The following is a 26,694-nucleotide window of genomic DNA, read 5'->3' as shown; positions in this document are numbered from 1 at the left end:
TTTTTTTATTCATAAACTATCCTTTATCTTCTGCATTGGCTATTTGTAGTTTAGCTGCGGGGTTTGCCTTAAGTTTAAAGATCAATTTTCATTTGCTTTAGACAAACTATTTACTATTTTTGCCCAAGTTGATAATTTAAATTGTTAACGATTCAAATCCTTTGGGGGATTAGCTCATTTGGCTAGAGCGCTTCGCTGGCAGTGAAGAGGTGATCGGTTCGAATCCGATATTCTCCACGGTATCTTCTAAGTCGTTGAAAAACAATGACTTAGAAGATTTTTTGTCCCATAACTCTGACACAAGTCTGCCAGTAAACGCCTCGGGAACCAAAAATTCACCCCGTCCGGCAAGGCGGAAAAATCAAAATTCTTCTGAACATAACCAAGAAAAGGTTGGGTATTCCGAACGTAAGTTCCAGGGAAGAACTCCTCCTGGGCCTAATTTTGACCTCATGGAGATTCCTGAGCTGCCATATACTGTCCCCCGTGTCGTAAAAGGGCGGAACATTATCAAAGTTCCCGCGGGAAGTACGATGGAAAAAGAGGTTGCCAGGCAAAGTTGGTATGTTGAGTTCTTTTTTCACAATGCAGCAGAAGAACGGATGGAGCGGATCAGGGTGACCAGGAAGCTCAACAGGATCAAAGATCCTAGGCAAAAGCTTAAAAACTTTAATAATCTCTGCGAAGCTTACCGCATTGCGCTCGAAGGCGGTTGGAATCCTTTGGATGAGCAGGCAAACGCAAGGCTAAAAAAGGAGCTAATAGGCGTTGATCTTGACGAAGCATTGGTTCTTTTTGAATCCTATCACAAAGCAAAGGGAACCAGGCCAAAATCAATCAGTACCTACCGTTCAACAGTAAACTCCTTCATCAAGTACCATGGAGGTAGTAAAAAGGTGAATACGATCAGTGATTTTGAGATAACCGATTTTCTCAATTTCAAGGAAAGGGAGGAAAAGTGGGCGGGTGTAACTTATAATAACTGCAGAATAGGCCTCAATAATTTCTTTCGGTACTTAAAGGTTAATAAATATATTCCAGAGAATCCTGTAACTGATTGTGAGACGCGAAAAAAAATGCCGACACAGTCCCATCAGGTTTTTACGGAACGTGATTTTAAGGTTATCATGGACTGGCTTGATAAGCATGATAAATATTGTCAGCTATTTGTGCGGATGATTTATTACACCTGCATCCGTCCGAAGGAGCTTAGATTTCTTCAGTTGAAGTATATTGATCTGGAGGAAAATACGATTACAGTACCAGGTACCGTGTCAAAGAATAAAAAATCAATCCCTGTAAATATTGATGTGAGCTTAAGAGTTGAACTGGATAAACTACAGATAGAAAAATTCGATAAAGAATATTTTCTGCTTGGTTCTGCCCAAACATTTATCTCACGGAGTATGTGCTCAGAAAATTACGCCTATAATAGATTCAAAAAATGTTTGGAGGCAACAGGTTTGTTGGATAAAAACTATACACTCTATTCGTTTAAACACCTGTCAAACGTAAGAAAATTCAGGGCAGGATGGACCCTCGCAGAAATCTGTTCGGCCAATAGGCATGGAAGTCTTTCGGAAACGGAAACCTATCTGAAAGAACTGCTGAAATTCGTTAGGTCGGACAAAGCCATTCCAGCCATTTAAATTTTCTTAGGGTTTCTTGCAGGACTTGTCAAGATTTCTGCAAGAAACTTTTGTTTTTGATTTTTACACTTTTTTAATTGATCTTCTGAAAAGTGCAAACGATGGATGTCATTAACCTTTCTAGCTAGATCTGAGATAATATCGAACAGTTCTTGATTGCGAACTTCGAGATTTGGAGACTTTTCTTTGTGTGTCATAATATTTCTCTTCATTTGATAATGTAAAATTATGAACCATACATAAAAATAATCTCCCTTACCCTAGGGATACCTAAAGTTTTTGAGAAAGACAAATCAATCCCCACAGGGGATATTGAATTTTTAGAACACCTTTCTGGCTTCTTGGAGGTATTAGAAAGGATTTTGGAGAAAAATAAATTGCAAGAAAAGGTTGAAGATCTTTAAAGAAAAATAGACTTTTGGTGTTCTAGAAATATACCTATTTTTTTTGTAAAATAATTTGTCTTAATGAATTTTATTAATTCCGCCTGAGTAAATAATAATATTTATCAAATGCTAATTATTCGCTATCACTTTGTAAAATGCTTCACGGTAAACCTCGCCTAATGCAATTATTTTCTCGCCAATGCATATGCGGTTTCGTTCGATACTAGTGATCTTATTTATGGCTATAATAAAAGACTTATGAATCCGGATAAACTGACTGACAGGTAACTGCTCTTCGGTTTTTTTCATGGTTTGCAGACTGGTAATCTTTTCTTTGGCTGTATAAATCATTACATAGTTCTGCAAACCCTCAATATATAGAATATCAGCTACATTAACCCTAACCAGTCTGTATTCGGTTTTTACAAAGATATGGCTAACTTCTTTTTCCTTTACAAAGAATGAGGCGCTTGGTTTGGCTATCTCTGCCAACCCTGTTAAGATGAGCTGGGCTTTTTCTACAGCTTTATAAAAACGTTCAAATGAAACGGGCTTTAATAAATAATCAACAGCATCATTATCAAAACCTTCCAGGGCATACTCGGCATAAGCGGTGGTTAAAATCACCAAACATTTCCCCTTTACAATCTTCATGAACTGAAGTCCGCTGAGCTCGGGCATCTGTATGTCAAGAAAAACCAGATCTACTCCACCCTCAATTACCTTGTTTAATGCATCTAAAGGGTTGACAGTAGTAAAAATTAAACGCAGAGATGGAACTTTGGAAATATAATGTTCTAAAACATCAATGGCTAAGGGTTTGTCATCTACAACGATGCATCTAATCATAAAGGTCAATTTTTAAATCAACAATAAAAGTATCAGTTTGTGGATCAATCAAAAGCTTATGGCGGTTTGGATAGATCAATGCCAGGCGCCTTTGGACATTCACCAAGCCAATCCCACCAGTTCTGTCTTTTTTGGCAACATTTATTTTATTGCGAAGATGCAAATGAAAAGCCTGATGATCAATAGTAACTAAAATTTCAATCGGATTTTCACTATTTTTAAAGACACCATGTTTAAACGCATTCTCTATAAAATTGATCAGAATTAGTGGCGCAATCTTTTGATGTTCTATTTTGCCTACCACTTTGAAATTGATATGTGAATTGCCTTTTTGTCCAATTTTTTGTAAGTCGATGACATTGTTCAGGTAATCTATTTCATTTGCCAATGGCACATAAGGGTCATCACTTTCCCTCAACATATAACGCAACACTTCAGAGAGCTTAAGTAGGGCTTCCGGTGCTTCTTCAGACTGTTGTTGGGTAAGCGAATAGATATCGTTAATGGTGTTGAACAAATAGTGTGGATTTACCTGTGATTTTAAAAAGGCCAGTTCGGTTTTTAGATGCTCCTTCTCTACAACTTCTTTTTCGGCACGGATGGTTCGCCAATCCATTAGGTAACTCAACAACAGACCTAAAAAGATATTCAGAAAATTGGCACCTAAGGCAACGATGAAAGCGAAAAAGAAGTCGAGATCCATGTCATAGCTTTTCCAGCCGATTAAAGGATACACAATTTGTTCCATTAAGTAGTATAGCGGGCTGAATACAATGATAACGCCTACCAGTGAGAGTATATATTTAAGGATGGTCCCTTTTTTTAACACATATGGAATCAGTAAAAGGTAGTTTATATAAAAGAACAAAGCAGAACAAGCAATTTGTAAAGCTTTAACCGGTAATACAATGGAGAGAAATAACCGCCAATCGAAATGTGTACCAAGAACCCCGGTACCCAGGGCTACCAACAACACCTGCATCAGTACCAGTAACCAATATCCGATATGAAGGTAGAAAAATAGTCGTCTTTTCATGTTTAAAAGTATGTTAAATTAAGATTGGCAGGAAAATAAATACACTAAACGGTCAATTTTATTGACAAGATGGGTCAAAAAATACACAAGATTGATTTGCTCATAATTCCTTGCTTGTCAATAAACATTTGGCGTTGGTCAATCGCTTTTCTTTCTGTAAGCTAAGATGTGAACATTTGAGGAGTCAAACCAAAAAATAGATTACATGAAAACTATTAAATATTACTTCCTATTGATTGTCTTATTATTCCATATAGTTAATGTACATGCACAAAGGAAAAACATTAAGACTCAAAATCAGAATATAAAGCAATTCATCCAGATATGGGGATTGGTTAAGTACAAATCTCAAAAAAGCATTGTTGGTAAATTTGATGCAGATAAAGTGTTTCTATCACTGATTGATTCGGTTAAAAATGCTGATCAAAAGCAATTCAATCAACTGATATCAACGATGATTGGAGCAGTTGATCCTGCGTTCACCGCAAAAGCACACAGCTACGACCACGATGCATTAAACAGCTACCGGCATTTGCTTAAAAATGTTGACTACAATTGGATTAAAGACAAGAAGTATACGGTTGCTTTAAGAAAACAATTAATAGCATTGTCCAATCAGGTTAATCTGAGCGGCAACCATCAATATATTCCAACAGTTTGGTATGAAAGTGATCTGCCAAATGAGGCTGCTTATACCAATTATACATTTAACGAAGAGAGAATGAATTTGCTGACCTTGGCAAAGGCCTGGAATGCCATTGAATATCTTTTCCCCTATAAATATATGATGGACAAGGACTGGAGAAAGGTTCTAACATCAATGATACCTATGTTCAGGGAGATTAGGAACAGGCTCAGCTATGAGAAGAGTGTTTTGATGTTAGAGGTTGCAATTAATGATACCCACGGAGGAGAGTTTATGGAAAACGGTAATTTGAAAATGACCAGTGATATTGTCAAAGTTAGATATTATCCGCCCTTCGATTATAAGGCAGAGGCCAAAGGTATTATCGTTAAAAAATTCTTAAACGATTCTTTGGCAAAAAGTAGCTCGTTGAAAGCAGGTGATGAGATTGTCGCCATAAATGGAATAAAAATGGAAGGTTGGCTTAAGGAAAGAGGAGCATTGCTCCCTGCATCAAATGATGCGGTTAAGTATAGGCAATTGAGTACATCTAATAATGACAGGGGTGATACTTTTGCATTTAGCAATTTAAAGGGCGGAACTTTAAATGTAAAGGTGAGAAGAGATGGAGCCTATCTAAATCTAAAGCTGGTGATGCTAGACCGTCGTAACAGAGAAAGTATCAAAATTATTGAAGATTATATTCTGCAAAAAAGGGCTAAAGAGAAAAAAATAAAAGGTATAGAAAATATTGGTGATATTACTTTGTTCAGGGCTGGTAATTTCTTTGATAAGGACCTGCCAAAAGACAATGACCTTGCAAAATTATCAGCTGAACTGAAAAGTAAAAGGGCCCTCGTTTTTGACATGAGGAAATATCCTCAGGCACCGGGTCTATTTGGTTACTATTTGCCATTGGTATTGGGTAAAGCACCATTTGCCTTTGCCCGTTATTATGCTGCAGACCTAAAAGACCCTGGCACCTTCATTCATAGGGAAGGTATTGAAAACTATATGTATATGTCTAAGGACGGCACAAAGCCCATGGGAGAATTGTATAAAGGTAAAATAGTAATTTTAACAGACGAAAATACCCAAAGCATGGGCGAGTGGTTTTCTATGATGTTACGTCAGTTCAATGCCAATGCCACTATTATCGGTAGTCAAACAGCGGGTGCTGATGGTGATGTAAAAAGATTGACCCTGCCAGGAGGTTATCGTTTCAGTTTTACTGGTAATGGTATCTTTTATCCTGATGGAAGAGAAACTCAGCGTGTTGGTATCAAACCAGATATTTATTTTAAAGTATCTGCCAAAGATTTGAGTGGAGTTGAAGATGTACATCTACAAAGAGCATTGAACTTGATCAGAGAAGGGAAATAGGCCTTTAATTTGACAGTCTGTGAAAAAAATTAGTTACTTCAAGTATGTATCGCTATCAGCGCATTGCTTTCATTACAGGGAATGGTGAATTCTTAGAACAACTTTCTGGCTTTTTAGAGGTGTTGGAAAGGATTTTGGAGAAAAATAAGTTGCAGGAAGAACTCCGAAATTCCCAAAAAAAGTAAAAATATTGTGTTCTAAAACTCTTGCACTCTTATAGTTAGGGAGGTTTTTAGAACACTCTTTGATTGAACAAAATATTCAAATAATTTCAGTTAAAGAGCTAGATTTATTTTCTGTTTTTTAGTTGAACTAATTATAAACGTTCTCGCAAACCACAGTCATTTTTACTTCGCATGATCACCCCAATTTAAGATTATAATTTCATATACTCAATTAGAAGGTTCTGCCTTAAATTATTAATAACCTTTTAATTAGAAAAACGTTCGTGATATAGTACATATCATTGAATTCATATGAAATCAGCTTACTTATATGTACGTGTTATTAATGATGAACAAAGGAGAAAAGGTTAGTCACTGCCATAACAGGAAGATCGTCTTCTGAAATATTGTGATTTTAACAATATTGAGATTAAAGGAATCTACAGTGAAGATTTTTCAGCAAAAAATTTCAATCGACCTGAATGGAAGAAGCTGATAGAGGTATTGAAACGGAGGCCAGCTGGAGAGGAAAAGAATGTACTTTTTGTAGAAAGCCCCCGATTTAAGAACCTCAAAATCTTTTATATTTTGAAAATACATCTCATTTGATTTGAAACACTTTATCTCATTTCCCTTACCTTTAACAAAAAAACGCTCCACTATGGCTTCCAATATTGACAAGTATAAATCCGATCTGCAAAAACTTCTAAAGCTGGGACAACAGTTGTATTATGCTATGAACTACGAGGTTTTTGAGGACAAGTTCATAAAAAACATTCGTACAGTGATGAACTCGGATGAAGAAGTTACAAAGTTCATTAAAGATCTCCCCGACTTTGACCTCAAATATCAGCCATGGTATTCTGAATCGCTGGTTTTAATCAAACAACTTTTGCCTGACCGCCTTGGTGATTTTATTAAATATTATGAAAAACCCAAGAACCGAAAACTCCTGGAATCGGATAATTACACGATTGAAGACTATTTACAGGGCAATATCAGAAATCAGAGTTTCAAAATTGCAACCAGCGTAGGTTTGGATGCGGCATTACCACAATTTCGGCAACAGCTTAGTATTCTACAGTCAATTCAGGCGCGCTTTGAAAGTTCACTCTTTGATATCCGTCAACTGGTACAGGCCGATTTTTTTGATTCCGAACTTGCCGCTGCCAAAGAACTTTTAAAACACAAATTTGCGCGCGCAGCAGGTGCAGTTGCTGGTGTCGTGCTAGAAAAACACCTTTTTCAAGTTCTTTGCGATCATCATATTGCCATCAAGAAAAACCCTGCCATTAACGATCTCAATGAAGCCCTCAAGAAAAACTCGGTTATCGATACGCCACAATGGCTATTTATTCAGCGTCTTGGTGCCATTCGAAACCTCTGTAGCCATAATAAAATCAACGAGCCTACGCCAGAAGAAGTCGGAGATTTGATTGCAGGGGTTGATAAGACCATTAAGACCATTTTTTAAAAGCTTAACTGCTAGTCAGGTTCCTTCATTAAATTTAAATAGAAAAGATTGGCCTAATTCCTCATCATTCTTGACAATTTCACCCATTTTTTTTGTCTTGATATTTCCGTAAAGGTTTCAGGCAAAAGTCGGTAGGTTGTAAACTATCAGGGGATGTGGCCAATCGGTAAAACAGGTCAAATTTTCCAGCTGCATCTATCCTGGGGCTCGCCGGGTAATAACGCGGCCCATATGCAAGAACTGTTCTTTATTTCGATTTCCCATGACATCCAAAAACGATCTAATGGCCTATTTCCAGCACTTCATTGATTCTAAATTGATAAATTGCAGAGAAGTAACCTGAATCAATACCTTTATGAAAACTGGTAATCCTAAGTAAAAATCGCTCGGAAATGAAAGAAATAAAAAACATCGACCTTCCCGGCATCATTGCCGAAGCGAGAAAAGTTGCCGTCTATGGCGATGAGAACCTGGGACAACTTGCCGGGCGCTGCCCTGAAAAGCAGCTCCTGCAGGACTATTACCTGGGCATGATCAGACGTCAGGTGGTCCTGCTCAACGATATCGCCACGCTGCTCGAACATACCGCACACCACAACATCACCAGTATCTTTGTGCTCTGCCGCTGTCTGCTGGACGATTTCCTTCATGTGTTTTACCTCAAGCTCGATGCAGATGAACAGCAGGCCATAACAGCCCTAAATGCAGATGTACACCGACAGGCATTTCTTGCCCTCCGCATTCTTGTGGATTCCAACCACAAACATTTTGAAGGCAAGTATCCCCACTATTTGTCCATTACTGAGTTTAAGGCACTGATCGAACATTTTAAAAACCGCGCGGAAAACGACATATTCTTTTCCGATAAAGACAGGTTCCGTTTTAAACGGTTCAAAACCCTGACCGAGATTGCCGCAGGCATCACCGATTTTGAATTCAGTAAGCTCAGTCAGCGCGCCTACTATTCCTGGAAGGATACATCTGAATTTGTGCATTATTCCAATGCAACATTTGAAAGGGAACTGACCAGAGAGGACGATGAGCATAACCTGAAAGCGATCGAAGAGGTCATCTTGTATGCCTATAATACCATCGAGCTGTCCTTCCGTTATTTCACTCAGCGCGAGGGGCTGGAACTTCTGGTAGATGCAGAGCTGAAAGAACGCTATTCGATCAAATACCGTAACGATTAAAAATAGAATACCATGAACACCAAGCCTGTTTTTGAGCTCCATCCCGGTCTGGATCACCTTGATCCGCAGGAAAAAAACACATTAAATACTTACTCTGCGGGAATAGATGAGCTGGTCAGCTTCGGTACCCATGTGCTGAGTTGGGGGCTTGAGGCCACAAATGGGCGTGATGAAGTCATTCCACAGCTGATGATTTTCCGCAATATCCTGGAAAACCTGGACGCCATTTCGGTACTGGTCCGGGCCGGTTCGATCGACCCCTGCAAAAGTCTGCTCCGTGTCGTGCTCGAATCGGTACTGAACCTGGAATTTATGCTCCAGGGAGCGGTGGAGCGAAACGGACTGGCTTTTTTGATCTGCAATTATCACAGCGAAAACAAGCTCACCGAGAAGCTCACACCCGGAAAAGAGCAGTTTAAACAACTTCGAAGCAAACTCCGGGCAGACCGGTCACTGCCCGATTACATCCTGCCACCAAACATCGAAGGCCTGCCTGCCCACAGGGAAAACCTGAAATCCCTCATGGACCATCCACTATATAAAGAAGTCGAGACCGAATACCAGCGCAGCGTTTCTTCCGGCACGCGAAATCCTGCCTGGCACCAGTTATTCGACGGCCCGCCCACCATCGAACAGCTTGCCGAAAAACTCAGTCATCAGGGGCTTTATGAAGTGCTCTATCGGGGCTGGTCGGGATCCATCCATGGCGAAGATATCCTCAAGGGAAAATTCGGCACGGAGGAAGGACACTTCACCATCAGCCAGATCCGACTGCTCACCGACACTAAGGCCGTTACCCAGCATGCCTGTTCACTAGGTATGATTGCCTACTGGGCCTACATCCGCTATCGCATGCCAAACCGCGAAATCGACATGGCCAACTGGTACCTAACTTTTAGGTCGTTTTACCAAAGCCTGCTGTAACTTCATCTATAATCTGGTGGGTTAAAGCTTGCGTTTACGGAAAAAATAACGCCCGGTTACAAAAACGATCAGTGCCAAAAGCACCACCAGTGCAATCCAGGTATTGCCTTGTTGCACGACCATTGAAGGTTCCGCATTGCCGTACAGCTTGGCTATCAGCCCGCTGAAATCACCTATTACCGAAACCAGGCTGGTAAAGGCGATGATCGCCAGGAGTATATTCAGGAGCCTATCGCTCTCTTCCCTTAAAATCTTCGAGCTGTTCTCGATTTTTTCCATCAGTGCCAGCGACTCACCGTGGATCCCCAGAGTTTGTTTGATGTTGGCAAAGATCAGATTAGGCAGAAAGTTATAGGAGATCATTTCCATATGGTACAGGTTTAAAAAACGGGCCAGCTCCGTCCTGGTGACCGAGAGTTTGCCCTTGGTGGTCACCTCTGAGTTCACCTTGAATAGATAAAACTTGCAATACAGGTTAAACTTGTAGATCTTCATGTAAGTATCCCGCCAGACCAGTTCCCCTTGCTGCAGGTAATTGCTGGCCAGCAGGATGAAAGTATCCTGCAGACAGAGTGCCGACCAGTTTTCAAATACACTGATTTTGCCGCTGATGATCGAATCCAGGTACAACTTGCTCGGACGGAAGTCTCCAGCAGTACTCGCCGTTAGATATGGTGCTGAAGTACCCAGCTCAAAAAGCGCATGATCGGGTTCATAGCCCGCAGGAAAATTTGCCAGATCCGCCGTGATCCAGGTTTTGAGTTTGGAACCGTTATAATACACAGATCCCTGCTGCTCGGATATGGAAATAAAATCCCCGTTGCTATTCAATACGAGCATTTTTTTCTCAATAAAGTCTGAAATGCGCATCGTCTGCCCGCCGGTGATGATTTTGCTGTCAAACTCCCTGGCAAATTTGACCAAAGAGGAGAGTTCTTCCACATCCAGCGGCACCTCAGCACCCTGTGCATCCACCACCCTGATCTCAAAGCTGTAAATGCCCGTCCTGAATGCTTCGTTATAGAAAGTGACCGAAACCTTTTCAACATTGAAAACAGGGGAGGGCATCACCTGGCCGTTCGGCTTGTAGTCCTCAAAGGTACAGTTTGGAAAAGCCACACCGGCAGAAACCAGTTCCATGTATTCTTTGTCCGGGCAGTCGTTGAGGATGAAGGGCCGGAATGCCGGATAATATTGCCTGGAAATGATGCTCCTCACCGTTTGATTGGTAATGACAGCCTTTTGGTACATCGGCTGTGTCCTCAGCATTTCGCGCTGGATGGGACTGAAGTTGAACATTCCACAGAACTGAATGGAATAGGCCTGGAGCTGGGGCGCTGAATTTGTCATCCCTAAAATTAAGATTTATTCCGCATCATTCACTTTTGCCTCCGGACTTTTGTGAAAAAAATCCGCTAGGAAATCCTGCAACTCCTCAGACAGGGGCACCGTGTTGAAACATTTTTTGCAATACAACACATGCTCAAAAAAATACCCGATGAAATCCCTTTTGGTATACCGGTTTCTGTGGGCACATATTGGGCAGCTGGACTTCATCTGGGCAGAAAGAAAGCGGTAGACCTTTTTGGATTCTACACCACCGGGATGGTCCATGAGCATGATCTGGCCCAGAAAGCGTTTAAGTTTTTTTTCCAGCCTGAGGCCCCTTTTATGCGGCATAAGCCCAAAAACAATATCATCGATCACCGCAGTAGTGTAGATCATCAGCTGTGGCATCGCAAAATAATAATGTTCCTGCAGGTTCTCCACCTCTTCCGGCGCCACAAAAAGGAAGTTCATATCCTGATTGGGCGTCTTGTAGTTTTTGTTGGAAGTGACAATATGGATCGCCTTGTCCGAGAGTACGCTCAATCCCCAATGAATGGAACGGTCATAGCGGATGTCATACATGAAGTCTGCGTCGGGCGCTAGAAGGTTGATCTTTGCTGATGCCTTTTTGATCAACTCGCGTTTATCTAGCGAAGGAGCACTCGGATCATAGGCGCTGGAATCTCCATGATGGAAAAACCGCTGAAAAAACTCCTCCCGGTCCACCAGGATCTGCTCCAGTAGGCATAGCTGGTCCTTAAAGGGTTTGCGGATCAGGGAATAGGCTACGCTCATCTTTCCCTTCTGGGCTATGATGATCGATTCGTAAATGAAATTCACCATATCCGCGAGCATCGACATCACCAGGTGCTTGGTCACCACCACCTCCAGTTCTGCATTTCGCTCAAACTGCTGCAGGATATCCAGCGGATGGCTATCCTGGCGTTCAAAGATAGCCCTGAGTTCGGGATCGTCGTTAAAATCGATGTCGGTATTGGCCATCATTTCGTATTCCGGTGCATCGAGGATTTCGGTGATCTGGTCATAGAGGTAGGCGCAGATGTTGTTGGCTAAGTGGAACCTGGCCGATAGTACGGTCTTGGTTCCTTTTTCAATGACGATCATAAAGGTGATAATGTCTAACTGGTTATTTTTTTGCTTATCTTGGAGCTATTAAGATATCAACCTTGAAGGAAAATACCGCGGAAAACAACCATAATATTTTTGAAGGCCTTGGCCAACTGGTCATCGAATTTGAAAGGCTCATACTGACCCTAAAAGTCTCCATTTACACCCTGCTGATCCTGGACGGACTCAAAGAAGTCCGGTATGCCCGCGTAATGCTCGCCGAGCTAACCGCTTACCCGATGCTGCAAAAATTCAGAAGCCTCCTAAGCATCCGTTATGTAGGCAGGGATTTGGAGCTCAAACATGTGGACAGGCTGTTTGTCCTTACCGAAGGACTCATCTCTCAGCGCAATTTCATGGTCCATGGCAGCTGGTTTAACGACCGCACAGAAAGCGATCCGATAACCGCCGAAATATTCAAGGACAAAACCTTCAAGAGGGGAGTGGATGAAGAAAGCCACATACTCTCTACAGCCCAGATGCAGGACCTGACCGAAAAAATCCGCCAGGCGGATTCGCTTTTCACAACCCTTAACCTTTGCATTTATGAACCCGGGTGTGACTTGAGACAAAAGCTGGCTTCAGCAAAAATTGAAAGACTAAAAATCCAATCCGATTTCAATGGAAATAACTGACCCGCGCGCGATTATTGACAGTTACAACAACCTGCTTTTTGATATTTATCAGCGGGAAGGGCTGCAGGCACTGAGCGATAATCAGTATACTTTTAAGGGTATTTCCGTTATGGCCCTGTCCAACCCGGCCATAGTAAGGGCCGGGCAGGCCGGTTTGTACAAAAGGCTGCAGCAGGTGTTCACGGAGATCAACAAGGAGCTATCTGATAAAAATTACTATTACGCCGAAACCGAATTGTTTTCCATTACCGGAGAAATCAAGTACCGGATTGGGACGCTTTACCTATATCATCCCTATATTCTACAGCTTAAATACAGTTACCGCTACCACAATGGGAAAAAACACTTCGTTTATGATCAGACCCTGGAAGATGCAAGATTTAACCGCGAAATTCCAATCGCCTTTGAAAGCATTTATAAGTATTGGCAGCGCATCTCAGATTATCTCTCTGGCTTTTTTCCCGAGGTCATTCTTAAGCTGCGCGGAAAAACCTACTTTCACCATCCATTTGAACACATCTGCTCAAAATACCCGCAATTGATGAATTCTGAAAACCTAAAATGGCTGGTTGACTTTTCTAAAAATGAATATCCGAAATTTAACGGCCGACGACAGTTTTTTGTGCATCAAAAGGGTTATGACAACGAATTTTTCGGCAAATTTCTCGACGGGTCCAGTGATGATGAATCTGTGGTTGTACAGATGGATGAAGAGCGCAACAATTTGTTGGTGTATCTCAAAGCGCAACTTGATCATTGCCTGGATGGTTACTTGTACCTGATGGCCTTCCTGAACGAGCTCTACATCCAGCCAGAAAAGGATGGGGGATTTCTCTATAGCCTGCCCGGCGCACCACTTACTCCCATTTGATGCTGTCCCGGATCCTTTCGTTTAGTTTTTGTTCCATTTCCTGGGCATTGTTCAGCGAGAGTATCCGGTTGATCTCCCCAATGCTGTCGAGCACTTCCATAAGTGCCCAGCGGTAGCATTTCAAATCCAGGAGGGCATCGGACAGGTGGAACTCGTGCGCCTTTGGACTGTAATGCTGGTACTGGGAAAAATACTTGAACAGATAGGTAAACATTTCACTGCGGCTGAATCCCCTGGCGTCGATAAAACGCACTTTTTGTTTTTCGGACAGAAACACGGCGTAATCAGTCATTTCAAACAACGGTTTTAGCGAAGCCAGACTGTTTGCCCTGATCGCTTTATTTTTCCTGTATTCTTTTTTTTTATTATCATAAACTTCGGGATTCTGCCTGCGCATTTCCAGCAATGCAGCCTCCAAATCCGGACTTTCAGGTAATTCCAACTGCTGGTAATGATAACCATATTCCTGGATCTTTGCCTCTGCAGCGATGATCTCCTCACAGCTCATCAAAAACTCCTTGTGAAGTATAGTGAGTTCATTTTCCAGCGAAACCCGCCTGCCTGGGCCTTTGGTTACTGTGCCCAACAAGTAATACAGGTTAATGATATCGTCCACCACCGAACGGAACAGCAGGTTGATGCTGATTTTCTGGCGCACATCCGTCCTGATTGCCGGCAACAGTGCAGCAACCGCATCCAGGTTAAAATAAATCTTAAACAGCAAATGTAAAAAAGTCATATAGTCTGATGGTATTTCCTGGCTGCGCGTGCCATCCATAAAATCTGACAAAAATGCTTTGATGCCCTGCTGGTTGCGCATCAGTTTATCCACTTCTTCTTCCATCTCCGCCAGCTGCTTCGGGTTAAAATGGTATTGGTTATAGTTCATCTCCATAATGATGCTTTAAATTTTATAATCCTGCCGCAAATTAGGGAGAAGGTAGGGGATCGTATGTCCATTCTTTACCCTGTGCTTTTCTTCCTCGTGAATGGCCAATGAGAGATAGATCAGCGCGGCCCTTGCCATCTTGAGCTGCTTGAGCGTTTTCAGTTCAAATTCCTCCCGGCCTATGGCAAATGTAAAACCATCCTCGATTTCACCCCAGTTCCCATACTGCTTGATCTTAAAGGAACGGTGTTCAATGTGGTTGCGGATGTCGGCCAGTTCCTTGGCTTCTGGTTCCAGTAGCTCCTGGCTGCTTCCTTTATCAAAAAGATCCCTGCTCAGCCAGTACAGAGCTTTTAGCGCCAGGTTCGAACTACCTGAAAATTTCGGCCGGAGGATTTCGCCCTTTCTGTCCTCATGCCAGAGTACGCGAAAGCTGATCTGATTTACCGGGATGCCGATTGAGAGGTAATCATTGAGAAAATACGCGACCTTGTCAAATATAGAATAAATCAGCCGGTAGGCAATCTTTACCTTTTCCAGGTTGAAAGAGTAATCGGCATAATCCAGGGTATCCACCAGCTTGATGTCTTTGTCCGAATAGGAGCGGGCAGGGTGCTGGGTGCCCTCATAAAATAGGAATCTGGCTGTCCCGTATTCCTGCTTGAGCTGGTTGTAGAGTGAATGATATTTCGGCCTTTCATCCAGCCCAACGGTCATTGCGGGCAGGTGCAGGCAATCATGGGAAGCCAGTTCAAGAGCGCCCAGATCGTTCAGCGGATTTAGGTAAAGTCCATTGGTAAGGCCCCACTCCCGATATTCCCTTAGCTTTCGCTGCTTGCCAAGCGCAAAGGAAAAATCCATCTCCCGCGCCAAAAACTCCTCGGGCCAGCTTTTCTCTATCATCTTTATTAATTTACTAAATTCCCTTGCGGCAAAGGGATGAATGGATTTTTTTAAGGCATATCCACTTTTGAGCCACTGGTAGGCCTGGTGAACAAAAATACTGCGGTGTTTATCCAGGTGTTGAGCTGAAGAATAGCGGTACAGCCCCATACCCATATTTCCCATGGCCATCGCAAATGTTGGAATGATTTCTAAAGCTTTTCGCCAATATTGGATAGCCTCTATGAACTGACCCACATGGGAAAAGTGATTGCCAAGATTGGTATAAACCTCACACCGAAGTTCTTTTTGTGCATGCTGAAATTCCGAAATTGCGATGCATTTTCGCAGGTGAAACAATCCCCTGGTCATCTCTGTTCGGCCCAGCGTCCAGTCGGCATCAAGGTGTACTTGCTGAAAACCCTGCAAGGAAAACCAGCCGTTAGATAAGAAATAATGAAGGGTAATCCGTTGCTGTGCGCTGCAGTCCCCCTCATTTATACCTTCAGCCATAGCAATGCCCCGGTTGATATAAGAGGGATTGCCAGTATCTAAGGCATAGTCAAAATGTTGGCCGATAAGGGCGATTATTTCATCAATGCTGATGGGATGCCCCTCATCTGCGGACCTAGTTTTTTGAACTTCTTTTTTCATTACGACCTGTTTTTTTTGGACTGATCTTTCTAAAAAGTTCCTTATCCAAATGTTTGTCATTCACCTGTGCAAAGAGGATATCCATCGCCAGCGCGTCAGGCATTCCGCCGGGGTTTTTGTGTGCATAAATACCCACCTTTTGTGCAAGTTGCAGATCTTCAAAATATTTGAGCCTCAGCCGCACTTTTTCGCAAATCTGGTCATAGTCATAAACGATTTGAATCAAGTCACGGGTTTTGAAATCTGAAATGATGTATCTGTGTACCACCTTGTTGCGTTCTGAGTACAATGAGAACAGACTGTCCCGAAGCTCATCACTGATAATTTCTAGATCTGCAGCCATGCTATAAATTTGTTTCTCGAAGACCGGCTGGTCACCTTTTTCCTGTCTAAGCAGGCACACCTCTATCCGCTCGGTCTGGTCTGCTAGCTGTTTATGCAACACAATGGCCATTCTTAGATAGGCATCAATCTGGTTTGCTAAAATGATCACCAATTCGATCAGGGCCATTTTTTCGAATGCCCTGTTTCGCAGATCAAAGGATGCGGCCAGTGAGGCAATAAACTTTTCATAGACGTCAAGTTCCATCGCCGCTGTGCGCGTTGAACCCGTCAAGAACTGTAGTGTGGAAAGTGCAAGAGTGACTTGAGTGAGTTCCGCTGCCACTTCAAGGCTCTGTGCCCGATGAGCATCATAAATAAACTTGACTATGAAATAATGGTCTTCTACATTCGCAAACCAGAGATGGACGTGAAATTCCTCATCATCCATTCGCGTCTGCTCGAATCGAAGATGGTCGGTATTGGCCTTTTGATCAGGTATTTTGTTGTCCCATTTGGCCGGCTTGGGATAGCAACTGACCTGAAAAGCACTTTTGGATTCCTGATAGTGCTGAAAACTATATGGCGACTCTTCCTTCATCCCAGCAGCAACATTGATATATTGCCATTCTACCGGAATGCGTAAAGAGAAAATTCCCTTGGGTGAGGTAAAATTTTTCATAATGGACGTTATGGGTTAAAAAGCTAAAAGTCAAACAAAGACTGATCACATCTATCCAGCCAGAATCAGATTGGCCAGATAAGCCATGGATATAATCCCGGCAGTGTATTCCATAATGATCACTATTGCAAGCCCATACGATTTGAGCTCAAGTTTGGATACATCCAGTTTCAGACCGAAAAATAAATAACCGCTGTAAAAACAGACCAAAATAAACCTCAAAATACTTTTCTTAAAAGTAAGGGGACCAGCAATAAACCGAGCCCGTGCGGTGTCAATCGAGGAGATTTTATAAACTGCAACTACATACCGGAAAAACAAGGCATTAAAAACCACTATGCCCAGGAACATTGAGAGTATACTGTATACCACTTTTACCTTATCAAATCCATAGTTGTTCCACCAGCGTTTAATGGGACTTAAAAATCGGGTCAGCCCATTTTTCTGATCTTCAAAACGGGCAAAATCCGCTGATGCAGCAGTCATGCCGGCCTCATTAAAGGAAGCTTTCTGTCCTTGGATCAGCGCCAGAAAATTCTGTTTGGTTTTCGAGTAAGACCAATCCTGTTTCTTCTTATTATTGGGCGTTTCGAAATAAGGCTGGTAGAAAAAATCCGAATAATCCAACTTGATCTTGCTGATATCGGTGTTTTCTATTAATAATACCGTCTTTGCGCCGCCTACAGAGTAGAATCCCTGATCAATGGAAAGCAAGCCCTGGCCGCTAAACTCCACATGATCAAGCACCAGGGTGTCGGGTCTGTGGCTGGTGATGCCGAGTATGCTGCTTGATGAAACCAGACAGTCTTTGATGATCACTTTTTTGCAATGCGCCCATATTCGGATTAAGCCTAAATCTTTATCTGAAATGACCAAACTATCCACATCTGGAAGGCTCGAGGAATTGACAGTGAGGTCAAGGAAACCTTTTACGCCTAAAAAATAGCTTTGGAAGCGCATCGCTTTGATATTTCCACTGACCGAAACCGATAGGGTATCCTGACTGGAAATTTCAAGGTAATCGCAGTCAAGATTTGATATTTCCATTTTTTGAATCTTTTCGCTCCAGGAATTTTCCTCAACATCAAAATGCGAGCCAGTTAGCCGAAGCGGACTGTTATAAAACTGCGCAGGTTTTTTAGCGCTTGGATAGCTCACCGCAGTGACCGGAAAATGCAAGCCATCCACATTCAGCGTCAATACTTTATCGCGGTCTGAAATATTCAGGACTTCCTTTTTGCCTTTATGTACGCTGATCAGCGGCCATTTTTCATCTGTCAATCTTCCTGAATCGATGTGCCGGTTCTGAAACAATAAAAAATTCCGTTCGCCTTTCCAGGTTAAGGTATAGCTGTCCCGAAGTTTCTTGTTTGAAGGAGCGGGCATCTTTTTAATACAGGACGATAAACACAGCAGCAGAAGCAAACCAATGTTTAAAAAGTGGTAGAATGTAGAGCGCATAATTTATTTTAGGTAAATATAATCAGATTTGACCAAAGCAAAAAAAACAGATTTCCGGTTCTGATGCGATACCAGGGTATTCAGTTTTCTACTTTAACCCTTTAGCTCGATGGTTCTGTTCCTGTAGTATTTCAGGATTAATTGGAAATTTATTCATCAACGACCAAGCGATTTCGCAATGGACTGATCTCTATATGCGAAATCTCCACTTTGAACTTCTAAAGATTTTCATTGATAAATGAATCCAATTGGAGAATTTTATTTCTAAGCAAAAATCCTTAAGGGAATGTCGAACACTAAAAAACATAGTTTATTAGCCTTTTAAGCCAATTTTACATTTATCATTCAAAAACAATAGAAAATAAGCTCAATTTGTCGAACACGTTTTGTATGTGTTTTAACATATTGTTTTTCAGTGGTATAAGGGCATAAAAAAAGGAAACAGAACATTTCGTGCGTTTCCTTAAGTACGTGCACGGGAAATACTTTGAACACCTTTGTGGCTTTCTGGAGGTATTAGAAAGGATTTTGGAGAAAAATAACTTGCAAAAAGAACCCCAAAATTTCCAAAAAAAGTAACAGTATTGTGTTCTAAAAATCTTTCACTCTCATAGTTCGAGAGGTTTTTAGAACACTCATTTCTGTATAGTAAGAAAAGTGCACGTCACAAGGCAGTTAACGAACTTTTTTATTGAGGATTTGAAACGAATTGCAGATTTGAAAATTTTTAAGTAAATTTTTCGAAAAAATAATATTAAGTGTTAAGAATCTGATTTACAAAGACAATTCTACTTAATAGGTTCGAGCCTCATCAGTCTAGCGTAAGGGATGGTGACGTTTTGGAAAAGTACAGTGCAATTCCATACACCATTAGACAGGCAAACCTGGGCATCGACCAGCAGAGCATACGGTTCGGGGATGGTACGAGCTACCCTGACCACGAACTGTAGTAGGAATACGCCGAGTTTGCCGACATTTGGCTCAATAATCTCAAAGAGCAGGGATTTTTGAAGTAGGTACTGTTTTGTGTTTGATGTGCCCCGCGCGGGATGCCCAAAATATCCGGCGGCCCCTTGCGGGGCACAAGTGTTTATAAGATATTTATTGGTCCTTGTTTAGGACTATTAAACCGGTTATAAGGTCAGTAATAACAAATGGCTAGATTTTAGGATTCAGATAAAAGAAATTTTGAGGAAAATTCATCCATATTGGACTTATGTAGTTTTATCTTGTCTTCAATGGATTGGATTTTTTCAAATTGGAATCCCTCTATTGCGGAAAGTTTTTCTTTCTCTAAATTCTGATACTGTAGGTAGCATTCTCTCAACCGTTCATGTACCTGTTTTTTTGAAATCGGTGGCTTCAGGCTATCAAATCTTTGGATGATTTGTTGCAGGTACTGAATAATATTTTTATTTTGTTTTACGATTAACCTGATTTTTTCGTCCAAAGGTAATTTCTCTAGTTGTTGAATGGTATAGGTTGATTTGAGTTGGATTTCGCCCAGGCTTTTGATACCTATTTTCCAATTTTCTAACATAAAGTTGAACTCCAAACCAGGAATAATTTTTGAAATTTCTAAAAGAAGCTGTTCATAAAGCTTTTCCAGTTCGACGAGATTCTCGCGACTTACGGATCTATTGTGTGCCTCAATTCTTCTGAGCTCATTGAACCTGTCCATCTCATTTTCAAAACCAATTTTAGAAGGGAAGAGATGTGAAAATGCTTCCCAGTCCGAACAAATGATTTTCTTTAGATCTCTGGTAAATGTATGATCAATTAGAATATTGCCGTCGCTTATAAGTTCGCCATAGTTGTTTTCATACATGGACTGGGTACTGTTCCTGATTTTTTCTCCTATCATAGTATTCCACCAGTCGTTCCCATGTTTGTTCGAATACACTTCGACGATGGCTCTTCGCAACCCGTTTTCGATGTCTGAGATAATGGCTTTGGCTCTCATAAGCCTGTAATCTTCGGTGTTTTCCTGAAAATAGGTGCCTCTGAGCCATTCTACATTGGAACGCGATGCTTTTTTTGCCAGTTCTTTTGTTGTGATGGCAAAAAGAAGTTCATTGCCGACATCGTCCAAGGCTTTTACTGCTATTCTTGAAATAGGAAGACTGTTTTCGAATTCACCGGATAGAAAGCTTGCACAAAAAACCATGATGGTGGAAATTTCAACTTTGATATCAAGTGCTTTGGTAAAGCCGGAAATATAATCCACAGTAAGAGTGTAACCCGCATTTAATAGATAGGTCCCGTTTACTTTTATATCCTTTAGTCCGGGGGAAAATATCGACCAGTTTTCGAGCCCCGTTTTGATGAGCTTTACGATTTGGTCTGCCCCCATATTATTCATCTCCTTTTCCATTTGTGCTAAGCTTTATTCAGGTTTTCAACTAGTTTAACATGGTCAACTTTGGACACGACCTGCCAATCTTCGGCCATGAAATCTTTGGTATTGAACGCATATGGCATCTCTTCAGCCAGCGGATTATCTGTAAATCTCAAAGATTTATCTTTCATATTAAAAACTACCTGTTTTTGACCGTACTTAACAGCAAGACTGGTGGAAATAAATTGGGGTAAGGTCTGGAATACAGACTCAATTTCAGATATTTGATCAGGTATGATTTCTATTTGAAATTTGCATCATGTGTCAATCGGTGTCGTATGTTGAAGGCTGTTGCCAATACATCTTCAATTTTTTCTTGTAACCTACGTTCGGAAATCCAAAAGAAAATAATGGAAGGCCTTGTCATCGCCACGTTCTGGAAAATCTCAGTAGGGAAATAATCGGAAATTGATGCTGTCTGCCTTCTGTAGATTTTGTCCAATGCTTTACGCATTTGCTCTAAGTTCTGAAAATTGTATTTCGCAGCAAAATATTCTCCAACGGTTAATTTACCTAGAGATTCTCCATCAATTTCCTTTCTTAATATTTGATTTATACTTGGATCAAAATCGCAGATAAATATAAATAGATCCCTAAAAAATGTCTCCCAACAAGTAATTAATGAACAGATGTAAAATCCAGCCGAAATACCAAAATCCTGATCAAATTGTTTGTCCAGTTCTTTATAGTGCGCAATTTGTTTATGGATAAAGTTGTTGCGCTTACTCAAGTTTTCAAGCAAGTTAAATGTAATGGTGGCCATAAAGTCGTTATCGCTATTTTTTCTGCTGTTTCGATATTCGAGTAATTCCGCTTGTTTTTTCTGCTGTAGCATCGCGCATTGTTTTCGGTCCGTGGATTTCTTTATAGTTTCTATGATACAAAGAAATTAGTTTGCTGCGCAATATACTTGCGTAGTGCAAATATTTTTACCTTTTTTTTATTTTAGCAAGCGATCTATCTCGTTTTGCCCTTTTTATACATGTTCCTAAGAAAGGTATAACTAAAGTAGCGGATAATGTTTAGTAGAAGCTTTCTTAACTTGTTTTGGTAAATTCGAGATGAACATAATCTCTACCGATGACCTTAAAATCAACTAGGTTATATCCCATGCGGTGCGCCCATTTTCCTGTCGGAGTGCCAAAGGCCGCTTCTTTATCGGTAAATCCGCTGTCCCTTAGTTGTTGGAAGACGCTTAGGTTTGTAGACTGCCCATCTTCACAGTAGCTGAATTCATTGCCTTTTTCCCAGGATCCTACCACTGTGCTAATGGGCCCTGGAGCCGAAAGGTGTTGGAAAACCTCAGTAAAAAGCTTAAATCCAAATCCTTTGTTCTGAAATTCTGGAATAATCTTGATTACGGTGACAAGATCATTCCGTATGCCCAAATATCCTTCTGCCATTCCGATCAGCTCAGATCTGTCCGGGTTTGTATATGCATAAAATGCTACTTTTTCATGCTCCTTTGTCGTATACTCTAAGTACATAAGCTATGTCAATACCTAAATGAAAAATTATATCCACTCTTTGTTCAGTTAAAATTATGCAATTTTAGCCAACAACTTTATATTCAAATTCTCACAGAAAGTTCTTGAGAGTAGATTAGCACTTTTGTATTTGCCTAGTTTTTTGTTATTTAGAGGTCATCGATTCTATAAATGCATACCCTAAACTTTAACAAACAAAGCAAAGATGATCTTGAGGTCCTAGTAAAAGTGTCTTCCGATTATTCGCACATACTTAGCACCATTAAGCCTGTAACGGATCCTAGACAGCCAACGGATGCGCTAAGAAAAAATATGCTTGCCTATATTGCTTTTATCTACAGCAAGTTGCTCACCAGCATCAGGATTTTGCACGGTTATCATATTGATGATATCATTCCCCAAGTTACTGGTAGATCATTTGATCAATTTACGCCTCTTGATCTCACCAGGTCTGTATATGAAAGCTTTCTACAGTCATCCTGGATCATTAATGATTTTAAGACTGAAGAAGAGCGGCATTTTGTATGCCTATGGTGGAAAGTCAGAGGGCTTTCCGAACGGGTTTTGATGGCGAAAAATAGGGCAAGAAAAGATGAAAACTTAGATGCGGAAGGAAAACAGATCGCTTTGTACACCAACATTATCCAGGAAAAATACCCCGATTATTTAGAACAGTTCAGCAAGAAATTTGGTAGGTATAAGAATAGCATTTTACCGAACTGGCCAAAACCAGGTCAATTACACGCTATTGCAGGAGTGTCTAAGTTTCACCATGATTACATCTATAAGTTCCATTCATTGTACTCACATTCCGAGCCTTTTGCTATGATACAGCTGGATTATTTTCTAAACAATTCGATAGATGTGAATGAATACGTACATTTTACAGCACCATACTTAATATTTTTCTCAGTGGCAACCTTGAATAACTTTAGGGTGCTATATCCCGAAATTGATGTTTGTATCAATGAAAATCAACAGCTTACCGATCTGATAAAATATTCGACTTACTATCTTCAAAAAGAGCATTGGGATTGAGACCATAAACATGGGTAAAAAAGAATGTTTGCTGACTCACGGACTGCAGGCAAGTATTTTTAGGATCTTTGGTACAGTTGAGAAATATTGAAAAATTGAATAACTTTCTACTTGCGCAAATAGGTTCCGTAGTTAAATTATAGCTTTGATAAAAATAGGTTGCGGTGTCTGTTTTAGGCCATGCGCATTAAAAAGAATATCTGGTATGGAAGATGATCCGATAGCAAGAAAGAGAGGGAAGGGAGGGCATTTAGATGTAGGGGACGGAACTGATGGCGCCATCAAAAGAATGCTGAACATCGGTACGAGAACTTTTATTATTAAGGACAGGAGTATTTATGAATTGATTACGGCCGACACATTAGATCCGATGCGAACTAATATTAATGTGCCTAACATGGCACATAAATTAGTGCTGGGATCTGGAATCGAATCTCCGCTTGTGTCACAAATATTTCTTACCGCATCAATGTTTTTTAGAAAAGGAAGTTTTCCTGAAGCACAGCTGGAAATAATTTGGCAATTAATTATTGAATTGGCCAAGGAAGCAGTCAATCTAAAAGATAACATCGATGCCTATTATCAGAAGGAACATGAAGCAAATGCCCGTTATGAAGCGGACAAAAACGGCGGAAAGGCTCCGGCTATTCCGAGCATACCTGATTTAGAAACCTTGTTAAAAACCATTTTCCAAAAAGCTGAACACATGTATCAGATAATGATTGAGCTATCCTCAACTGTGCTCATAGACCTGGATTTGAATAAACAGGCGCACTTCGATACATTTTCCACGTTGATTAATGATAAATTCGGAGCGGAGCATGGATTTTCCCAGTTTTTGATGGAAAACTTAGAATTCTTAAAGATTATTAAAGAAATGCGCAATGGGTTAGACCATAGGCTTCCAAAGGTTACAGTTAAAGATTATAAATACAATACAGATACATCGATCTCGCTACCCTCAATCGCTCTTAATGCGAAAGTAGCAAAGCTCGAAGAAACACCCATATCCCAATATTTAACTGGTTTGGAAACCATATTTTCTTTTACTGAGGTTTTAATCTGTCACTTGGCAAATGTAAGTGTAAGAAGAATGATGGGAGGTCAGATCAGGGAAATTCCAGAAGAAAAAAGAATTTATAAGCATGTCCGCTACTGTTTTTACATACCAGGACTGGATTATTACGAACAATGATGAATTGGATAAACCAGAGTACATTGACCCTGTCTTGCCGAAAATATATTTGTTATAAAGTTTTGCTTGTCTGCATTTTAGAGAATTGGCGAAAAGGGGTCAGTAGAATTGGTTTATGCGGTAGGCAGAATGTAGGATCAATATTTAGTATTTCTCGTGGTTAACCGCTGCCGCCAGGTCAACAATTTCATTTGCTATTGACCTTTGTTCCCGCATGGACCGAGTATACTCTGGGGTAAAAAAAGATTCAAGCTCGATTTGCCCGTTCAGGTAATATTGGAGCGCAATCATCGAATCTAACAAGGTCTCAAAAATTGAACTCAGCAGCCCCAAGGTGTGTTCATTGGCATGAAAGGAAGAGCTGGCTCTTTTCCTTTGCTCGCCCGCCCAACGGGTATTGGTAATGAATTCTGCCTCGGTATTGCTATACACAATGGCCAGCCCATGAAGTATCGAATTTCTGCACCTGAACGCTGGTTTGGCAATCTGTATCCAACGCCTAAAAATCCCCTGCAATTCGGGCTGCGTGATCCCCTCTGATAAATTAACCAGGTTTTCAAGCAAGAAAGAAACGGGTTTTGTATCGGTAGAAGGCTTATTCCCTTCAACCAACTCTTTTGATAATGTCCATATGAGGCGCTCCAATCTAAATTCAATACTTCCTGCCAGCACCGAAACCATTCCCAAAGCCCTGAGCCGCTCTGGGCCAAACTGATTAACCAACCTTTCTGAAGGATTCATATTTAAAAAGATATGTGAGTTCTTAAATCTAGTAATCCTGAATAATGGTCCAAAATTACCCGTCTCCATACCAAGGACTTTCTGGGTTTTTGTCATTACCTTAGCGCCAATGGGCTATTCCATCGGTCTTTCCGGACGTGCGTTAAAGATAAGCTTTTTACAGCCCTGTTTGAAAAAAACGCTTTAAAAGGTATTCGATAATCCACCTCATCCGAATAAAAGGAAACCATATCCCGATTCTGCAATATTATACCCTTAGGGTTCAAAAAGGGGTATCATTGGACTTTAAATTCAATTCCAATTCGCTATACAATATGCCGATCACTGAAAAGCTTTTTTATTCAGGGATTGCCATAACTTCTCAAGCATTCAATCCTTAATCCACCTCAGTATAATTGTTTGAAATATCCCTTCCAAACAATCAGTTTTTTCTCAATGCTAAAATATAGCTGACAATTTTTTACCCGCAAGGGTATATAAACAACCTGGTCGGTTGCCCTTGACGGGTATTTGCCAGCTATGATTTCCTGCATTAAAAAACTAATTTTTATTATTATGGAAACAAATGTCAGCCTACTTACAAAAGAAACACTAATCTACCATGTAGAAAATCACAATCTAATGGGATATGAAAGACCGTTAGTTGAAGAAATCTCATCTGCAGTGGATAGTAAGGATATCGCCTCAATTGAATGGTTTGCCAAGTTCGGCAACACGTTAAGAAAAATCATCTTTAATGTTCATGCTTACCGCATGGGATTAAGGTTTGGTTTTGAAAACATTGAATTTGATGAATATGATTGGTTAAAAAGACCACTATTTCTGAACATAGAACAACTACACTTTGGTCTGCCAGATAAAAACAGATATGGCAACTATAGTACCATTACCCCGGGACATGGGCCAAATCAAATCTGGACTTACGGACTATCATGTTCTTATGGTACCGCGGGATCTTCTTCCGGAATTTGCGTATATGATCAAACCTTTGCAAATAGGGAGGAAGCACTTATAGATGCAACAGCCAAACTCAAAAAGATGATGTTAGCAAAGGTTGGCGATAAGGACACTACCAACTATAACCAAAAGATAATTGCTGCAACACTTAAGGAACTTGACAAATTGGAGATATGCTCAGTGCAGTTAACCCTGTTTTAGATACGCTGTATTTTCTTTATCTAAAATAAGGTATGGACTGATCTGTGTCATCAGGTATCGTTATAAAATAACGCTACTACGTAGGGAAGTACCACTTTCCCATTTCTTAACCCATCACTTTTGCTTTTTAAATCTTTGATTA

At 40.8% G+C, this 26,694-nt stretch carries 24 protein-coding genes, 1 tRNA gene and 1 pseudogene; 12 read left to right on the top strand and 14 right to left on the bottom strand.

Annotated features, from left to right (window positions below):
- Positions 1-163: 163 nt before the first annotated feature.
- Together ABD692_RS12730 and ABD692_RS12725 are read left to right on the top strand one after the other, a co-directional pair.
- Positions 164-237, top strand: a tRNA-Ala gene (locus ABD692_RS12730).
- Between the two features lie 17 nt (positions 238-254).
- Entirely contained in the window at positions 255-1,649 is a 1,395-nt protein-coding gene (locus ABD692_RS12725) for a tyrosine-type recombinase/integrase (RefSeq protein WP_344767520.1), read from the top strand.
- On the opposite strand, the gene ABD692_RS12720 is transcribed toward ABD692_RS12725, so the two are convergent.
- The 3 genes from ABD692_RS12720 to ABD692_RS12710 all read right to left on the bottom strand — a co-directional run bounded on the left by ABD692_RS12720 (position 1,646) and on the right by ABD692_RS12710 (position 3,920).
- Entirely contained in the window at positions 1,646-1,861 is a 216-nt protein-coding gene (locus tag ABD692_RS12720) for a hypothetical protein (RefSeq protein ID WP_344767518.1), read from the bottom strand. The genes ABD692_RS12725 and ABD692_RS12720 overlap by 4 nt on opposite strands.
- A gap of 303 nt (positions 1,862-2,164) precedes the next feature.
- The gene (locus ABD692_RS12715) at positions 2,165-2,884 is read right to left on the bottom strand and encodes a LytR/AlgR family response regulator transcription factor (RefSeq protein ID WP_344767516.1); all 720 of its coding nucleotides are present in this window, start codon (positions 2,882-2,884) and stop codon (positions 2,165-2,167) included.
- Positions 2,877-3,920 carry a sensor histidine kinase gene (locus tag ABD692_RS12710; protein WP_344767514.1) on the bottom strand — a complete coding sequence of 348 codons (1,044 nt, stop codon included), beginning with the start codon at positions 3,918-3,920 and terminating at the stop codon, positions 2,877-2,879. Before ABD692_RS12710 ends, ABD692_RS12715 begins: the two co-directional genes overlap by 8 nt.
- A 205-nt stretch (positions 3,921-4,125) precedes the next feature.
- On the opposite strand from ABD692_RS12710, the gene ABD692_RS12705 reads away from it, so the two are divergent.
- The 5 genes and pseudogenes from ABD692_RS12705 to ABD692_RS12685 all read left to right on the top strand — a co-directional run bounded on the left by ABD692_RS12705 (position 4,126) and on the right by ABD692_RS12685 (position 9,683).
- A complete protein-coding gene (locus ABD692_RS12705) occupies positions 4,126-5,928 on the top strand; it encodes a S41 family peptidase (RefSeq protein WP_344767513.1) in 1,803 nt (600 codons plus the stop codon).
- A 560-nt stretch (positions 5,929-6,488) separates the two neighbouring features.
- Positions 6,489-6,701 (top strand): annotated as a pseudogene (locus ABD692_RS12700) (recombinase family protein); the annotation flags it as partial.
- A 52-nt stretch (positions 6,702-6,753) separates the two neighbouring features.
- Complete coding sequence (locus tag ABD692_RS12695; protein ID WP_344767511.1) at positions 6,754-7,566, top strand: hypothetical protein; 813 nt, start codon at positions 6,754-6,756, stop codon at positions 7,564-7,566.
- A 392-nt stretch (positions 7,567-7,958) separates the two neighbouring features.
- Entirely contained in the window at positions 7,959-8,759 is an 801-nt protein-coding gene (locus tag ABD692_RS12690) for a DUF5677 domain-containing protein (protein ID WP_344767510.1), read from the top strand.
- 12 nt (positions 8,760-8,771) lie between these two features.
- On the top strand, positions 8,772-9,683 hold the full coding sequence (locus ABD692_RS12685) for a DUF5677 domain-containing protein (protein WP_344767508.1): 912 nt from the start codon (positions 8,772-8,774) through the stop codon (positions 9,681-9,683).
- A 21-nt stretch (positions 9,684-9,704) separates the two neighbouring features.
- Here the strand turns inward: ABD692_RS12685 and ABD692_RS12680 are convergent, their stop codons facing one another.
- Together ABD692_RS12680 and ABD692_RS12675 are read right to left on the bottom strand one after the other, a co-directional pair.
- Complete coding sequence (locus tag ABD692_RS12680) at positions 9,705-11,033, bottom strand: hypothetical protein (RefSeq protein ID WP_344767506.1); 1,329 nt, start codon at positions 11,031-11,033, stop codon at positions 9,705-9,707.
- A gap of 15 nt (positions 11,034-11,048) precedes the next feature.
- Positions 11,049-12,137 (bottom strand): hypothetical protein, encoded by a 1,089-nt coding sequence (locus ABD692_RS12675; RefSeq protein ID WP_344767504.1) that lies wholly within the window; start codon positions 12,135-12,137, stop codon positions 11,049-11,051.
- A 62-nt stretch (positions 12,138-12,199) separates the two neighbouring features.
- Here ABD692_RS12675 and ABD692_RS12670 point away from each other — a divergent pair, with 62 nt between their 5' ends.
- Together ABD692_RS12670 and ABD692_RS12665 are read left to right on the top strand one after the other, a co-directional pair.
- On the top strand, positions 12,200-12,775 hold the full coding sequence (locus ABD692_RS12670) for a hypothetical protein (protein WP_344767502.1): 576 nt from the start codon (positions 12,200-12,202) through the stop codon (positions 12,773-12,775).
- Positions 12,762-13,646 carry a hypothetical protein gene (locus tag ABD692_RS12665; protein ID WP_344767500.1) on the top strand — a complete coding sequence of 295 codons (885 nt, stop codon included), beginning with the start codon at positions 12,762-12,764 and terminating at the stop codon, positions 13,644-13,646. Before ABD692_RS12670 ends, ABD692_RS12665 begins: the two co-directional genes overlap by 14 nt.
- Here ABD692_RS12665 and ABD692_RS12660 read toward each other — a convergent pair.
- From ABD692_RS12660 to ABD692_RS12625, 8 genes are all read right to left on the bottom strand, one after another.
- A complete protein-coding gene (locus ABD692_RS12660; RefSeq protein WP_344767498.1) occupies positions 13,633-14,541 on the bottom strand; it encodes a hypothetical protein in 909 nt (302 codons plus the stop codon). The genes ABD692_RS12665 and ABD692_RS12660 overlap by 14 nt on opposite strands.
- Before the next feature lie 9 nt (positions 14,542-14,550).
- Positions 14,551-16,071 (bottom strand): LA2681 family HEPN domain-containing protein, encoded by a 1,521-nt coding sequence (locus tag ABD692_RS12655; RefSeq protein ID WP_344767496.1) that lies wholly within the window; start codon positions 16,069-16,071, stop codon positions 14,551-14,553.
- A complete protein-coding gene (locus tag ABD692_RS12650; protein WP_344767494.1) occupies positions 16,046-17,074 on the bottom strand; it encodes a hypothetical protein in 1,029 nt (342 codons plus the stop codon). Before ABD692_RS12650 ends, ABD692_RS12655 begins: the two co-directional genes overlap by 26 nt.
- Before the next feature lie 51 nt (positions 17,075-17,125).
- On the bottom strand, positions 17,126-18,535 hold the full coding sequence (locus ABD692_RS12645; RefSeq protein ID WP_344767492.1) for a hypothetical protein: 1,410 nt from the start codon (positions 18,533-18,535) through the stop codon (positions 17,126-17,128).
- A gap of 1,165 nt (positions 18,536-19,700) precedes the next feature.
- Positions 19,701-20,909: a hypothetical protein gene (locus tag ABD692_RS12640; RefSeq protein WP_344767490.1), complete on the bottom strand. Its 1,209-nt coding sequence runs from the start codon at positions 20,907-20,909 to the stop codon at positions 19,701-19,703.
- Between the two features lie 5 nt (positions 20,910-20,914).
- Positions 20,915-21,064: a hypothetical protein gene (locus ABD692_RS12635; RefSeq protein WP_344767488.1), complete on the bottom strand. Its 150-nt coding sequence runs from the start codon at positions 21,062-21,064 to the stop codon at positions 20,915-20,917.
- Positions 21,065-21,174: 110 nt separating this feature from the next.
- On the bottom strand, positions 21,175-21,768 hold the full coding sequence (locus tag ABD692_RS12630; protein ID WP_344767486.1) for a hypothetical protein: 594 nt from the start codon (positions 21,766-21,768) through the stop codon (positions 21,175-21,177).
- 202 nt (positions 21,769-21,970) lie between these two features.
- Positions 21,971-22,420, bottom strand: coding sequence for a hypothetical protein (locus ABD692_RS12625; RefSeq protein WP_344767484.1), 450 nt, complete (start codon positions 22,418-22,420; stop codon positions 21,971-21,973).
- Positions 22,421-22,591: 171 nt separating this feature from the next.
- On the opposite strand from ABD692_RS12625, the gene ABD692_RS12620 reads away from it, so the two are divergent.
- Positions 22,592-23,458: a DUF5677 domain-containing protein gene (locus ABD692_RS12620; RefSeq protein WP_344767482.1), complete on the top strand. Its 867-nt coding sequence runs from the start codon at positions 22,592-22,594 to the stop codon at positions 23,456-23,458.
- Between the two features lie 205 nt (positions 23,459-23,663).
- Positions 23,664-24,653 (top strand): hypothetical protein, encoded by a 990-nt coding sequence (locus ABD692_RS12615; protein WP_344767480.1) that lies wholly within the window; start codon positions 23,664-23,666, stop codon positions 24,651-24,653.
- A 144-nt stretch (positions 24,654-24,797) separates the two neighbouring features.
- Here the strand turns inward: ABD692_RS12615 and ABD692_RS12610 are convergent, their stop codons facing one another.
- A complete protein-coding gene (locus ABD692_RS12610; RefSeq protein ID WP_344767478.1) occupies positions 24,798-25,394 on the bottom strand; it encodes a hypothetical protein in 597 nt (198 codons plus the stop codon).
- A 555-nt stretch (positions 25,395-25,949) separates the two neighbouring features.
- Between ABD692_RS12610 and ABD692_RS12605 the strand changes: the two genes are divergently transcribed.
- Positions 25,950-26,552: a hypothetical protein gene (locus ABD692_RS12605; protein ID WP_344767476.1), complete on the top strand. Its 603-nt coding sequence runs from the start codon at positions 25,950-25,952 to the stop codon at positions 26,550-26,552.
- The last annotated feature ends 142 nt before the right edge of the window (positions 26,553-26,694 follow it).

The sequence above is a fragment of the Pedobacter ginsengiterrae genome (assembly GCF_039537385.1).
GTDB lineage: Bacteria > Bacteroidota > Bacteroidia > Sphingobacteriales > Sphingobacteriaceae > Pedobacter > Pedobacter ginsengiterrae.
Note: the sequence above shows the minus strand (reverse complement) of the source record. Positions and strands in the feature narration are given on the sequence as shown.

Excerpts from the sequence above, each read along its gene's own strand:
- ABD692_RS12720 (WP_344767518.1), bottom strand. The coding sequence starts at position 1,861 with ATGAAGAGAAATATTATGACACACAAAGAAAAGTCTCCAAATCTCGAA.
- ABD692_RS12715 (WP_344767516.1), bottom strand. The coding sequence starts at position 2,884 with ATGATTAGATGCATCGTTGTAGATGACAAACCCTTAGCCATTGATGTT.
- ABD692_RS12710 (WP_344767514.1), bottom strand. The coding sequence starts at position 3,920 with ATGAAAAGACGACTATTTTTCTACCTTCATATCGGATATTGGTTACTG.
- ABD692_RS12705 (WP_344767513.1), top strand. The coding sequence starts at position 4,126 with ATGAAAACTATTAAATATTACTTCCTATTGATTGTCTTATTATTCCAT.
- ABD692_RS12695 (WP_344767511.1), top strand. The coding sequence starts at position 6,754 with ATGGCTTCCAATATTGACAAGTATAAATCCGATCTGCAAAAACTTCTA.
- ABD692_RS12690 (WP_344767510.1), top strand. The coding sequence starts at position 7,959 with ATGAAAGAAATAAAAAACATCGACCTTCCCGGCATCATTGCCGAAGCG.
- ABD692_RS12685 (WP_344767508.1), top strand. The coding sequence starts at position 8,772 with ATGAACACCAAGCCTGTTTTTGAGCTCCATCCCGGTCTGGATCACCTT.
- ABD692_RS12680 (WP_344767506.1), bottom strand. The coding sequence starts at position 11,033 with ATGACAAATTCAGCGCCCCAGCTCCAGGCCTATTCCATTCAGTTCTGT.
- ABD692_RS12675 (WP_344767504.1), bottom strand. The coding sequence starts at position 12,137 with ATGATCGTCATTGAAAAAGGAACCAAGACCGTACTATCGGCCAGGTTC.
- ABD692_RS12665 (WP_344767500.1), top strand. The coding sequence starts at position 12,762 with ATGGAAATAACTGACCCGCGCGCGATTATTGACAGTTACAACAACCTG.
- ABD692_RS12660 (WP_344767498.1), bottom strand. The coding sequence starts at position 14,541 with ATGGAGATGAACTATAACCAATACCATTTTAACCCGAAGCAGCTGGCG.
- ABD692_RS12655 (WP_344767496.1), bottom strand. The coding sequence starts at position 16,071 with ATGAAAAAAGAAGTTCAAAAAACTAGGTCCGCAGATGAGGGGCATCCC.
- ABD692_RS12650 (WP_344767494.1), bottom strand. The coding sequence starts at position 17,074 with ATGAAAAATTTTACCTCACCCAAGGGAATTTTCTCTTTACGCATTCCG.
- ABD692_RS12645 (WP_344767492.1), bottom strand. The coding sequence starts at position 18,535 with ATGCGCTCTACATTCTACCACTTTTTAAACATTGGTTTGCTTCTGCTG.
- ABD692_RS12640 (WP_344767490.1), bottom strand. The coding sequence starts at position 20,909 with ATGGAAAAGGAGATGAATAATATGGGGGCAGACCAAATCGTAAAGCTC.
- ABD692_RS12635 (WP_344767488.1), bottom strand. The coding sequence starts at position 21,064 with ATGAAAGATAAATCTTTGAGATTTACAGATAATCCGCTGGCTGAAGAG.
- ABD692_RS12630 (WP_344767486.1), bottom strand. The coding sequence starts at position 21,768 with ATGCTACAGCAGAAAAAACAAGCGGAATTACTCGAATATCGAAACAGC.
- ABD692_RS12625 (WP_344767484.1), bottom strand. The coding sequence starts at position 22,420 with ATGTACTTAGAGTATACGACAAAGGAGCATGAAAAAGTAGCATTTTAT.
- ABD692_RS12620 (WP_344767482.1), top strand. The coding sequence starts at position 22,592 with ATGCATACCCTAAACTTTAACAAACAAAGCAAAGATGATCTTGAGGTC.
- ABD692_RS12615 (WP_344767480.1), top strand. The coding sequence starts at position 23,664 with ATGGAAGATGATCCGATAGCAAGAAAGAGAGGGAAGGGAGGGCATTTA.
- ABD692_RS12610 (WP_344767478.1), bottom strand. The coding sequence starts at position 25,394 with ATGAATCCTTCAGAAAGGTTGGTTAATCAGTTTGGCCCAGAGCGGCTC.
- ABD692_RS12605 (WP_344767476.1), top strand. The coding sequence starts at position 25,950 with ATGGAAACAAATGTCAGCCTACTTACAAAAGAAACACTAATCTACCAT.